The organism is Brucella sp. GW823-FHT04E01 (assembly GCF_058796175.1).
Genome location: NZ_JBXAIK010000002.1, coordinates 399,594 through 412,676 on the forward strand (window position 1 = coordinate 399,594; position 13,083 = coordinate 412,676).

The following is a 13,083-nucleotide window of genomic DNA, read 5'->3' on the forward strand; positions in this document are numbered from 1 at the left end:
ATATTACAAATGTAGACTTTGATACAAAAGACTGGAAAAATGAGACTCAATAGACACAAACGTGGACATTAATGTTGAACCTCAACGATCTCTATTTCTTCACCCAGGCAGTTGAATACGGGGGCTTTGCTGCGGCAGCCCGACGGCTCGACTGTCCAAAATCGACGATCAGCAAAAGGGTCGCGACCCTGGAAAAAACACTCGGCGCGCAATTGGTCCACCGCACCTCACGCAGGTTTTCGCTGACCGACGTGGGGCGTGAAGTTTACGATCATGCTCGTGCGGCGATGATCGAAGCGGAGGCGGTTGAAGCTGTCGTGCATCGGCGGTTGGCGGAGCCCAGCGGCACTGTGCGGATCACAGCATCAGTGCCAACCGCGCAGTTTCAGCTTGCGGACCGTTTGCCTCTGCTGGCACGGCGGTATCCGAAACTAACGATACAGTTGCACGTCACCGATCGCTTCATTGATCTGGTTCAGGATGGTTTTGACATAGCGGTTCGTAGCCATTTTGAGCCATTGCCGGACTCAGGCCTTATACAGCGCCGCTTGAGTGAGGATCGGATTATTTTAGTGGCTGCACCCTCTTATGTTGCTCATTACGGCGAGCCGATAACACCGGAGGTGTTGAGCGAGCACGACGGTCTGATGTCCAACATGACAATGAAGCCCTGGCGGTTAAGTGACTCAGACGGCGGCACTGTCGAAGTGGTGCCGCGGCCGCAGTTTTGTTCGGATGAATCTGTGACGCTGATAAAGGCTGCCGTAATGGGTATGGGGATAGTTTGTTTACCTGAAATGATGTCCGCGCAGGCCATCAGGGATGGACAATTGGTACGTGTGTTGCCGGGATGGACGGCTGGTAGCGTGATGACAACAATCCTGACGCCACACAAGCGAGGACAGCTTCCCGCAGTGCGCGCAGTCATCGATTTTCTAGCAGAGGAGGCTGCTTCGGGAGCGGCTTTACCGGTCAGCAACACTTACTGATTTTAAGCGGCTCAGCGATCATGTTGCCAAGGAGCGGGTTGCCAATACGAACAATATCACGACCGACATCATCAAATTGTCCGGTGGATTTTATCTTCTTCGGCTGAACTGGCATCGTCGGATTTTCTATTCACAATGATGCGTTATCTCGTGTCCCGGACATCACTTATCACCGCGGTCTATCGCAGGGCAGATTATTTCAAATGCGGACCAGACGAACACGCTGCGATCGTGGATGCCATATTACAGAAAAATGTGACGAACGCTGTCAGTCTGATGGCGCATCATATCGACTATGTGGAAACCAGCTCGATCTTCGCGAAGTTAATGAATACTCGTATGATTTGAGCACTATGCTTGCTTAGTTCGCTGAGGTGGCAGGGATTCAACCCGAACGCAATGATTTGTCGTGAGGTTTGAACTCTCTCTACCGTCCAGCAATATCGCTATAATGAGAGAATGACAGGGATACCGGCTTCGTCAAGCATGCCGGACAGGATCGGGGCAGGCATTTCATTTGTTATAACCGCGGTGAAGTCGCGAACCGAACCAAGCTTCACCATGGCGCGTTTGCCAAACTTTGAGCTATCAACTGCGAGCAATTTGTGTGCAGCTTGTCCAAGTGCTGCTGAAACGACGGCTACTTCCGTATGGTCGTCGTCACATAGATCGCCGTCATCATCGATGCCGCTCACGGAGATGATTGCATAGTCGAACTTGAAACGCCGAATGAATTCCGGTGTGTCTCCCTGAAACATTCCTCCATCGATTGGCCGTACAAAACCACCCGGGACCGCCAAGGTAAAATCTGTTTTCTCACTGATTATGGCGGCTGATCGCAGGCTATAGGTGACGACGTGCAATCGCTCTTTGCTGATGAGCGCTTTGGCGATAGCTTCACAGGTGGTCCCGGCGTCAAGAAAAACAGTGGCGTTGTCTGGAATGAGTGCGACGACCGCTTCTGCAATGCGGGCTTTTTCATCCATTCGATCGCGTCTGCGCTGCCGATAGGTAACGGGATCAAGTGGGGCGAGTTGCGATACACCGCCATGAAGTCTTCTTACTTTGCCCTGATGTTCCAGATCCGCAATGTCGCGTCTTGCGGTCTGCGTGGTCACGCGGAATTGTTCAGCGATCTCTTCAAGGGAAACATAGTGGCTGTTCTCTACCCATTGCAACAACATCTGCTGCCGGATTTCTTTCTTCCTGCTACCGGAACCAGAAAGTTCATTCATACCCGCTGTCACATCCTTAAGCAGTTGGTTGCTCAGCTTCATCTCTCATTCCCAGATAGAAATAAGCAAGGAAAAAGTGGAGTTAGGCCTCAATGGTTTCCAGAGCACTATCAAATAAAAATGTAATATCAATGACATTTACCATAATTTCCCTGCGGAAACAGCGCCCATCCAAGCTCAGTTATGAGTAAAGTGTAATAAAAGTGACATTCAACTCTGTCATTTCAAAATCGAGTGAAGCCAGATGATCAAACTGGCCTTCGCATTGATGAGATGGAAGCATTTTCCAGGAAAGGGACCGAGGGATGGCGCCGGAGACAATCAAACCTAATCGAAAATTTCTGGCTTTGGCAACGCAGCTTTCATGTTGTGTTGGAGTTTCAGTTGCCGGCACCACTCAGGCACGCGCAGTCAAGCTGGGGTTGACGGCGGCAGGAGCCCTGTTCCTGTTATCGTCAGGATCGGGAGCGCTGGCACAAGGCATGACGGGCGAAAGTCACTCCTTGACTATCATGGGGTTCAATATCTGGAACAACGGTGCCAACTCAAAAATGTGGGATGCCAACGAAAAGGCGAAAGGCAATCTCGTTTACAATCAAAAAATGCAGGATCTTTTGCGCGGTGTGGCACCAGATGTCCTCATCATGCCGGAGCTTTATAACAACTCAGGTAAGGTATTTAACGGACAAAGCGTTGTTGGAGCGCATGTCCAGAATACGCTTGATCTTCTCAACAGCAATCCAGGCAAGCTTGGGATTTATCAGAAAAACAAGGACTATGACGCTCGTGAAGGCAGTGGCATGGTTTTCGCGAGCGGCAATGTTCAAAGCCTGGGCAACAATACAATTCGCGTGAATCCCGGCAACGGCTTCTCTGATGTTATCATTGAGGGACGCCACCTGAACTATTACGATGAACCAACAAACCGCATCGTTGAAGCTAAACAACTCGCTCAAGCTGCGCAAACACGCACACTTCCAACGATTGTTGCAGGTGATTTCAACGCCGGTGATGTTTCGGAACGCGGATTACTGAGTATCGATGCACAAATCAGGCTCATGAAGAAAGCAAGCGGCCAGAACTTTTACGCCAGGCTTGCCTACGAATACATGGCCGCTGGTGATGAGGCGATCTCGCACAAGATCATCCAGGACGCACATCCATCCAGCAATATTAATAACCTGACGTGGAGGCAATGGGCGGACGCGCTTGACGCTGCCTACAGGCAGGGAGCTGACACCGGTCTGAAGGATGAAACCTATCCCGTGACCAACAATGAGCCCGTAACGCTGAATATTCTCAAACAGCAGTATCAATTGATGCAACTCGAGAGAAACCGTGAGCTTTTCAAGCCAAGCGAGATGGGTGACGGTCGCGCAACATGGACAAGCGACGGCGAGGACGCGACCAACATTTGGGAAAGTTGGGATCGCGTGAATATCGACCACATCATGGTGTCGCGTCCGTTCGCCAAGTGGGTGGAAATCGTCGACAATGGCAAATGGTCCGGCACGCTTTCGGAAGCGGCGCGTCTGCCAAATGGCAATTCCTTGTCGGATCACGAACCCATAGCACAGGAACTGCGTTGGACCGGGCCGCAAATCCAGACCTACAAGGAGGGCGAAACAGAAAAATCGCGTCTTGTCTGGGGTGCGGGAGCATATGGTTTTGAGACAAGGAACAATGAACTCGTTCTGACCAGGAACAATCACCGGGCCGATGTTTATCTTGGTCAGATTTCGGATGCCGATGGCAAGTCGACCTTGAATGATCTGACGCTTGAAGAAAAGAAAACGCTGCTTGATTGCGAGAGTGGGGATGCACGCTTCCAGCAGGCTATCAAGGACTATTGCATCGACGACCATTCCTTCATCGGTGAAACAGCTGTCACCGACGGCGGGACGATCCTCGTCAGCGAAGATGCGGCTCTTGGCAATGCCGATGCTCGGCTGCGTCTTATTGATGGCGGTCTGCGTATAACGGGCAGCGACATGAAAACGCTGGATCGCACCGTGTCCCTTGAGGGACTCGGATGGATCGACATCGCGGATGCAAACAACCGCGTGACGCTGCTGCAGCAAGCCACAGGAGAGGGCGCGCTGCTCAAGCGCGGAGCCGGTACGCTCGTTCTGGGCCAGGCAAATAGCTATACGGGCGGAACCTCGGTGGAAGGTGGAGTGCTTCAGGCTGGCGTGGACGGGGCATTCGTCGACAATACGGCCTTCTCGGTGAATGGTGGCAAGCTTGATCTCAATGACTTCAACGTGACCATGTCGTCGTTAATGGGCGAGGGCGGCACATTGAGCCTTGGTTCGGCAGCTCTGGCCGTAGACCAGTCCGCCAATACCCGTTTCGACGGCAATATTGATGGTACTGGCAGTCTCACGAAGTCCGGCACTGGTGTTCTGGTTCTGAATGGAGCCAACACCTATACAGGCGGTACGACTGTAAAAGAAGGTGGGCTGGTCATTGGCGATGCATCCCATTCAGGTGCATTCCTCGGCGGCACAGCCAGCGTTGAAAACGGCGCATATCTGGCTGGTGCAGGTTCAGTCGGAGGCCTTTATGCCGGCGCTGGCAGTATCATCGCACCGGGCAATTCTATCGGCACGCTAAAGGTCAATGGCAATCTGGCCTTTGATGCGGGAGCCACTTACGTTGCGGAAATTGATGCTTCCGGTAAAAGCGACCGCATCGATGTGAACGGAACGGCGACGCTTGGTGGCGCGAAGGTCTACATAGAAAAAGCCGCCGGCACCTATATGCCAGGCAAACGCTACACGATTTTGAGCGCTGGAGCTGGCATCACAGGTACATTTGGCGATTTGAGCCAGAACATGCCGTTCGTCGACCTTGGTCTGACCCATGATCCCAATGCGGTTTACCTCGATATCGCTCGTAATGATGTTGACTTCATTGCGACGGCAAAGACAGGCAATCAGAAGTCGGTAGCTGTGGCTGTCGAAGCGCTTGGTGCTGGCAATGCTGTTTACGACACGGTCGTCATGCAGGACAACGAAGACAATGCGCGTCGCGCATTCAATGCACTCTCAGGTGAAGTTCATGCATCGATGCGAACTGCGATCATCAATGACAGCTCGGTTGTTCGGAATGCCGTTTTGGACCGACTTGGTGCAGCGTTCGGTGGTGAAGTGCCGGACACACCGTTATCGACAGTCGCAACCGATGCCGGTTCAGCCCCGTTGTCGGCACCGCGCGCATCAATCTGGGGACAGGCGCTCGGCCAATGGAGTGAAACCGGAGCTGATGGAAATGCAGGCAAGCTGAAGCAATCCACGGGCGGTTTCGTTGCTGGTTATGATGCGGAAGTTGTCGAAAACTGGAGGCTGGGTACTCTCGCCGGATATAGCCGCACCAGCTTCGATGTGAATGATCGTAACTCGTCTGGCCACAGCAATAACTATCACCTGGGTATTTATGGCGGCACTCAATGGGCTGCGACGCTGCTCAAGGCAGGTGTTGGCTATAGCTGGCACAAGATCGAAACTGATCGCGTTGTCGCTTTCCCGGGTTTTTCAGAAAGTCTTGATGCGGGTTACAGCGCAGATACCTTCCAGGCTTTTGGTGAACTCTCACATCGTTTCGATCTGAACGGAACAGCGATTGAACCGTTTGCGAATGTTGCTGTAGTACGCCTGAAAACTGATCGGTTTAATGAAAATGGTGGCAATGCCGCGCTCCAGATTCGAAAAGAAACAACTACATCCACGTTCACCACACTTGGTCTTCGCGCTTCTGCTCCAGTCGTATTCGGCGGTATGAATGCCAAGCTCAACGGAACCGTTGGTTGGCAGCATGCTTATGGCGACACTATACCAACTGCAGCTGCTGCATTTGATGCTGGGACAGTATTTGAAGTGGCTGGTGCGTCAATTGCCAGGGATACCGCGATTATCAAGGCTGGCCTTGATATTGATCTGGGCAATCAGACGACGCTGGGTCTTGAATATTCCGGCCAATATGGTTCGAGCTTCAATCAAAACACTGCTAAGGCCAAGTTTATTGTAGATTTCTAAAATAATTATAGTAAAAACTACATCGCCAGCGGAAATATATTTCGATGGCGATGTGGTTTTTGAGTAATTATATAATAATAGAATTCTGTTATAACTATTTATATGGATTATTAATTTTGGAAATTTATTTCCTTTAGGGGAATCGGATTTTATTTAAATGATTGCTTCGAACACTCGCCAACCTACAGAATTCAATTTCCCTAAAACGGAACGCAATGACGAAGATGAACGAAGTGTGCTCAAATGGTGGTTATACGAAATTAAACTTGACTATTATAGTCATATATAAGATGAGGAGCGGGCGAGCTGCCAGAGCAGCGACGCACCAGTTCGTCATCCCCCATTTGACTGGTTTCAAGCAATGTGGAATTTGCATCGTCTTTTCCAGAACCATGCCCGGGAGTTGAACCGGTTCTTTCGGCGCAGGGGGCACAATGCGGAAACGGCTGCCGATTTGACGCAGGATACATTCGTCCGGGTGCTGACTGCGACACCACAAAAGGACGGCAATCCGCGTGCCTATCTGCATCAGGTTGCGCGTAACCTGTCGATCGACTTGTATCGGCGCGAACGGCTGTTCCAGCAGTCCGATCTAGCAGAAGACGAATGGCAGCGACTTGCCGATAACACGCCGACGCCCGAAGCGGTCGTCTATGACCGGCAGCGTCTGGCGATCATCGAAAGCGCGCTCCTGGAACTGCCTGAAAAGACACGCAGGGCCTTCGAGATGCATCGTCTCGACGAGAAGACGATCACCGAAGTCGCGTCGGAGCTTGATCTTTCCGTATCGCGGACATGGACGCTCATCAAGCGCGCCTATCTGCACCTGCGCGCGCGGCTCAAGGAAGATGTCTCTTTTTGATCGCCGTTCTTCCGCTGGCAGGTGAAAATTCCCGCCGCTCGTCCGTTTCACCCATTATAGAGAGATTACTCCGGCTTGCGGAGTTGCAGCGCCACGAGGAACTATTCGTTCATGGATGAAAAACTGTCGAAAAGCGAAAGGCTGTTCGAGGAGGCGCTCGACCTCGTCATCCGTATGCAGGACGACCCCGGCAATCCGGTCGCGCATGACCTTGTCGCCCGCTGGCGTGCCCGCAGCCCCGATCATGAAACCGCTTGGCGCGAGGCAATGGAAATTCACGACATGGCCGGAAAGGTAATGCAGGCGCAACGCAATAGCGCGGCTGGCAAGGCGATGTCGCGCCGCTCGGTTCTATTCGGCGGCATGGCTGGTCTGACGGTGATTGGCGCAGGCGCAATACTAGGACCACAGTTGGTCCTGCAAGTGCGCGCCGATTATGTGACGGCCGCCGCCGAATTGCGCCGGCTCGCACTCAAGGACGGAACGCAGGTGACGCTCGGTCCGGACAGCGCCATCCGGTCGCGCTTCGGCGACCAATATCGCCGCGTAGAGCTTCTGGCAGGCATGGCCTTCTTCGATGTCGCACCCGATACGGCACGGCCCTTCCAGGTGACGACGGGCGACCTGGTGGTGACGACGCTGGGAACGGCGTTCGACGTGAGTAACGATGCGGGTTACCTCGCCGTTTCCGTCGATTACGGCGCGGTGGATGTGAAGGTTCGGGCGGCGGGCTTGCCCACGCAGCCGCCGGTTGGCGCAGGTGAATGGCTGTCCTTCGATCCCCGCAGTTCCAGCTTTGAGCGCGGTGTTCGCGATGTCAGCCAGATCGCGGCATGGCGGGAAGGGCTGCTGGTGGCGGATCGCGATACCATCGCCTCGGTCGTTGCCCGTATTGCGCGGTGGAAATCGGGCCGTGTCGTGCTGGCCCAGTCGGATTTTGGCGCTGAGCGCATCTCTGGCGTGTTCGATCTCAACCAGCCGCTGTCGGCACTGGAAGCGGTGGTCGAACCCTATGGTGGCAAGGTTCGTCAGATCTCGCCGTGGCTCACGATTATTTCCACTATCTGATTTTTTCCCTCTTTTTTAGAAATCAGGGGAGAAAATTGCGCCCGCCCGTCCGTTTCAGACATCAGGGCCGGAAGTTAGCTGCTGCCATACGACTGCCCATTTCCATAAATGGCGGATTGGAGTGGTTGAGCTATGGGGCTTGATGTCAATATTCGGGTTGGGCGGCAGTTCGGACGGCAATTTGGAATCGGTATTCTGACGACGGCGCTTCTGGGATCGACCTGTGTCGTCGCACTTTCATTGGCGGCAAGTGTCGCCGCGCATGCCCAGACCGCGAGACAGACCTCGTTCAACATACCCGCCGGGTCCCTTTCGGGCGCGCTTGCCACCTTCGGCAAGCAGGCGGGTTTGCAGGTCACCTATCTGCCGGAGCTAGCCTCTGCCAAGCGCTCTGCGGGCGTTTCCGGCACGATGACATCGCAACAGGCGCTGACAAGGCTTCTGTCGGGGTCGGGCATTTCCTACCGGTTCACCGGCAGCGGAACGATTGCGCTTTCTGGCCAGACAGTTGGCGGACAGGCGCCGCTCGATGTGGGCGGGACGACGCTTCTCGACACGATCACGGTTACGAGTGGCGGGGGCATCGCCGCGCAGGATGCGCCTTACGAAACACCGGCGGCCACTTCGCACATTTCAGCTGAGACCATCGAGCGGTTCAGGGGATCCAGCCCTGCCGATATTTTCCGCGGAACGCCGGGCGTGATGTCGGGCGAGGCGCGCAATGGTGCAGGCGCGGTTGATGTCAATATTCGCGGCATGCAGGGCTTTGGACGGGTTGCCACCACGATTGATGGCGCGGAAAACGGCATCACCGTCTATCAAGGGTATCAGGGTCTTTCCAACCGTACCTATATCGATCCCGATTTTATCGGCGGCATCGATGTGAGCAAGGGATCGGATGCCGCGTCGCGCGGCATTGCCGGTAGCGTCGCCATCCGTACATTGAATGCGGACGATATCGTCAAGCCGGGCGACACCTGGGGCATCCGGGTGAAGGGCGAATATGTCGGAAATTCCTCGACGCCGCATGGTGACGCCAAGGGCGGTTATCAGTGGCCCTATTCCCCGAGGGACAATCCGGTGACCATTCCTTCCGGCGATGGCTTGGACAGGCCGTCCCTTCTTTCGCCAACTGCCGGTTCAGGCAGCATTGTCGCAGCCATGAAGGAGGAGAACTACGACCTCTTTGCGGGTTATGCCTATCGCAAGCGCGGCAATTATCATGCGGGCAAGCACGGCCCATCGGCAGAGCCGGTCAATGTCGGGCCGCGAAGGGTGTGCAACACTTCGGGATCATGGTGCGATAACTGGCCGTCCTATGTCGAAAACGGCGGCCTCACGAATTATCGCGCCGGGGAAGAGGTGCTGAACACGCAGCTCCAGACCGAATCCTATCTGACCAAGGGGACGTTCCGCTTCGACGGCGGCCACGAGCTTCAGCTCGGCTATACCGGTTTTCGCAGCGAAGCAGGTGATCTTCTCGCCTCGCGCTTCACCGACGATCGCAGCCAGCCGGTACAGCAGGAGCAGACATCGGGCGCAAAACTCGATACGGGCACGCTGCGCTATCGCTGGAATCCGGACGACAACGATCTGATCGACATGAAGGCCAGTCTCTGGCTGACCAAGCTCGAAATGCGCAATCCGCGGCGGGGCTCGCCGATCCCGACTTCGGAATCCGTTGGCCTTCCTTCCGGTTACAGGACCGGTGCTGATACCGTTATGTGGGGAGGCGACATATCCAATACGTCAAGTTTCGATCTGAGCCGCTACGGTTCGGTCGACCTTACCTATGGTGCTTCCTATCTTAACGAGGATACCAAGCCGAGCGGCTATACCGATCTGCTGGAAGGCTGGCTGAAACTTCCGAACGTCTCCCGTGAAGAAGCTGCCGTCTATACCAAGTTGGGCTATAAGCCGGTGGATTGGCTGACACTGAATGCGGGCCTGCGTTATTCGCATTACTCCTCGCATAACCGGGGCGAGAGCTCCAATGTGGAAGAGGAGCCGAGCGATCGTTCGCAAGGCGGGATAAGCCCGACGGCGGGCGTCGTAGTCGAACCTTTCGACGGCGCGCAGCTCTACGTCAACTATTCCAATGCGCTGCGTTTCCCGAGCACGGTCGAATCCATGGGTGTTTTCACCGTGATCCAGCCGGACCTTGCTCCCGAACGGGGCAATAACTGGGATATCGGCGCAAATCTCAAGCGGAACGATGTTTTCCAGAGCGATGATACGCTCATGATGAAGCTCGGTTACTTCAACTGGGACATCAAGAACTATATTTCCCGCGAGTGGTGGAGCAGCCCTCTCGGTTATTCCAGCATGCGGATTCACAATATCGACCGGGCCCGCTTTTCAGGTCTTGAATTCTCGAGCCGGTACGAAACCGGAGGTTTCACTGTCGATCTGTCGGCCAACTATTATATCGATGCGGAGTTTTGCCGCACGGCAGATTCATGCGGAAACAAGTCGCTTTATGGTGACTATGCGACCAACCATGTTCCGCCGAAATATTCCGTCGATCTGACACTGTCGCAGAAAATGCTTGAAGACAGGCTGACACTTGGCGGGCGCGTTTCCTATATCGGTCCGCGTGCCATCGGCCATGGTGATGTGACGGCGACGGGCGCCAGCGAATTCATCTCGCAGACGCGATGGAAGCCTTATGCGCTGGTGGATGTTTTTGCCGAGTACAAGGTCACCGACAGCCTGACCGCGACAGCCCGCATCGAAAATCTGACGGATCAGTATTATGTCGATCCGCTGGGGCTGGTGAACCAGCCCGGACCGGGCCGCACTTTCTATGCAGGCCTGACGAGCACGTTCGGAGGTGACCAGAAACTGCCGCAACTATCGCGCTTCTCCCGCTGGCAGGGCACTGCGCCGGGCATCGACTGGACGGGGTTCTATGCCGGTGTCCATACCGGCATGTCATCGGGGCGGGCATGGGGCACCACCACGGCGCTCAACGGTAGCGCCGACCCTATTTCCGCTTCTGAATCGGCAGATCGCGGCTTCGGTACCGCGCCGCTCTATGGCGTTCAGGCCGGTTATAACTACCAGCTCGGCAACCGGGTCGTGCTCGGCATCGAAGCCGATGTCAGCAAGACGCGTATGCGTGGTTCGCAGACGGCCATGATGCAGGAGGAATGGCTTCAGCCGATCAATGACGTAGCGGGCATCCAGTCAGTGACCCATTACGATATCGACTGGACCGGTTCGGTTCGCGGCCGTCTCGGCTATGCGCTCGACAATCGCTGGCTCGTCTACGGTACTGCAGGCGTTGCCTTCCTGCATGAAAGACAGACCCGCGATCAATATCGCTACACGCAGGATATGATGGGCCAGAAAGACACGGCCATGTTTGCCGTCGACCAGTCCTCGGGAACGCGTGCTGGCCTGACGGTCGGCGGCGGCGTGGAATACGCGATCAACGACCGCTGGTCGGTAAAGGCGGACTACACCTACAGCCGGTATGGAAATCGCAGCTTCAATTTCGAGAACGGACGCGCGGGAACCAGCGGCAACTACACCACGACCGAGCAGGTCGGGACGGAGATCGTGCCGCCGGAGCCATTCATCTGCGAAATCCTCGGGGGGAAATTCTGCGAGCCGAGGGAGCGCCCGATTTACGAAATCGTCGAACATCAGGGAAGTTCCGGTGTCGTGAATGGACGCAAGGCATCGAACTCTCTCGATACGCACACCGTGAAGGTTGGTCTCAATTTCCACTTTTAGGCTGAAATGCGGAACGACGGAAGTTCGCAAGGTCTTTCGTCGGCTGTCCGATCGGTTGATTCAATCAAAACAGGGAAAAACGTCATGTCAGAAGCCGTCATTATCCGACACCCCGCCCTTCTTCGTTCGAAACGCCTGAAGGCGTGCACGGCAGAGACGCATGAACGGCTGGATCAGAGCATCATGCGTGGAAATCCCTTCGCAAGCCGTGATCGCTACGGGCTTTTTGCGGCGATGCAATATCAGTTCCACCGCGATATCGACGCACTCTATGGCAACAAGGCACTTGATGCGCTTCTGCCTGATCTGAAAGGCCGGCGCCGCTTCGCGCAGATTAGCCAGGATCTGGACGATCTGGCGCATCCGCATCCGGCGACGGATAGAGAACCGGCATTCACCGTCCGGCAGCCGGTCGATATTCCGACGGCCCTTGGCTGGCTCTATGTGGCGGAAGGCTCCAATCTCGGCGCCGCATTCCTGCTGAAAGAGGCGGAAAAGCTTGGACTTCATGAAAAGTTCGGCGCCCGTCATCTGGCCGGTGCACCGGAAGGACGCGGGCTGCACTGGCGGACCTTTACCGCAGCGCTGGACGAGATCGCACTGAGCGAAGCCGAAGAAGACCGGGTGGTCGCGGGTGCGGAGACAGCTTTCCGTCGTGTTCATGCACTTGTGCGGGAGATGTTTGAATGAACGCTGTCGACCTGTCGACCCGTAACGGGGATTTCACATCTGGCGAAACAGCACCTTATCCCGACGAAAGACAACGCGCAGGTTATCTAGCACTCGGCTTTCTGCTCAGCGGGGCCGCGCTGGTTGGCTTGCAGGTCTGGCTGATGCCGTCCGCTCTGTTTGGCTTCTGCGCGCTGCTTTGTTTCATCCAGTTGTCATCGCGGGCCCTGCACTGGCTCGAGAGCAATCGTATTGCGCGTCGCACGCTTTCGCTCTGGCGAAGGCTCGGCGCGTTTCCGCGTCTCTTCCGGCTGTCGGTCCTCGCCTTGATCGTCATCCTCTGCATTGTTGCGCTTGCACTCGGCTCACGCCTCTTCTGGCATTTCGAAATGGCGATCAACGTACTGCTTTGCGCAGGCCTGCTTCTCTTCGTCGGACCGCAAAAACGGGTGGAAGCCTGCGTCTGAAGCACCAAAGGACAT

At 55.2% G+C, this 13,083-nt stretch carries 8 protein-coding genes and 1 pseudogene; 8 read left to right on the forward strand and 1 reads right to left on the reverse strand.

All coding sequences use genetic code 11. From position 1 onward, the window contains the following. Positions 1-71: 71 nt before the first annotated feature. Both AC1RHM_RS07275 and AC1RHM_RS07280 read left to right on the forward strand, forming a co-directional pair. Positions 72-989, forward strand: coding sequence for a LysR substrate-binding domain-containing protein (locus tag AC1RHM_RS07275; RefSeq protein WP_010660430.1), 918 nt, complete (start codon positions 72-74; stop codon positions 987-989). Next, positions 958-1,354, forward strand: a pseudogene (locus AC1RHM_RS07280) (FCD domain-containing protein); the annotation flags it as partial. The gene AC1RHM_RS07275 and the pseudogene AC1RHM_RS07280, both read left to right, overlap by 32 nt. An 81-nt stretch (positions 1,355-1,435) precedes the next feature. Here the strand turns inward: AC1RHM_RS07280 and AC1RHM_RS07285 are convergent. After that, positions 1,436-2,266, reverse strand: coding sequence for a DeoR/GlpR family DNA-binding transcription regulator (locus AC1RHM_RS07285; RefSeq protein ID WP_010660428.1), 831 nt, complete (start codon positions 2,264-2,266; stop codon positions 1,436-1,438). Positions 2,267-2,529: 263 nt separating this feature from the next. Between AC1RHM_RS07285 and AC1RHM_RS07290 the strand changes: the two genes are divergently transcribed. The 6 genes from AC1RHM_RS07290 to AC1RHM_RS07315 all read left to right on the forward strand — a co-directional run bounded on the left by AC1RHM_RS07290 (position 2,530) and on the right by AC1RHM_RS07315 (position 13,068). Next, positions 2,530-6,261 carry an autotransporter domain-containing protein gene (locus AC1RHM_RS07290; RefSeq protein WP_151612465.1) on the forward strand — a complete coding sequence of 1,244 codons (3,732 nt, stop codon included), beginning with the start codon at positions 2,530-2,532 and terminating at the stop codon, positions 6,259-6,261. 361 nt (positions 6,262-6,622) lie between these two features. After that, positions 6,623-7,123 carry an RNA polymerase sigma factor gene (locus AC1RHM_RS07295; protein WP_094515198.1) on the forward strand — a complete coding sequence of 167 codons (501 nt, stop codon included), beginning with the start codon at positions 6,623-6,625 and terminating at the stop codon, positions 7,121-7,123. Between the two features lie 111 nt (positions 7,124-7,234). Next, entirely contained in the window at positions 7,235-8,191 is a 957-nt protein-coding gene (locus AC1RHM_RS07300; RefSeq protein ID WP_151612467.1) for a FecR family protein, read from the forward strand. Positions 8,192-8,323: 132 nt separating this feature from the next. After that, entirely contained in the window at positions 8,324-11,932 is a 3,609-nt protein-coding gene (locus tag AC1RHM_RS07305) for a TonB-dependent receptor domain-containing protein (RefSeq protein ID WP_151612469.1), read from the forward strand. An 84-nt stretch (positions 11,933-12,016) separates the two neighbouring features. Beyond that, entirely contained in the window at positions 12,017-12,622 is a 606-nt protein-coding gene (locus AC1RHM_RS07310) for a biliverdin-producing heme oxygenase (protein WP_094515201.1), read from the forward strand. Next, a complete protein-coding gene (locus tag AC1RHM_RS07315; protein WP_094515202.1) occupies positions 12,619-13,068 on the forward strand; it encodes a DUF454 family protein in 450 nt (149 codons plus the stop codon). The genes AC1RHM_RS07310 and AC1RHM_RS07315 overlap by 4 nt, the downstream gene beginning before the upstream one ends. The last annotated feature ends 15 nt before the right edge of the window (positions 13,069-13,083 follow it).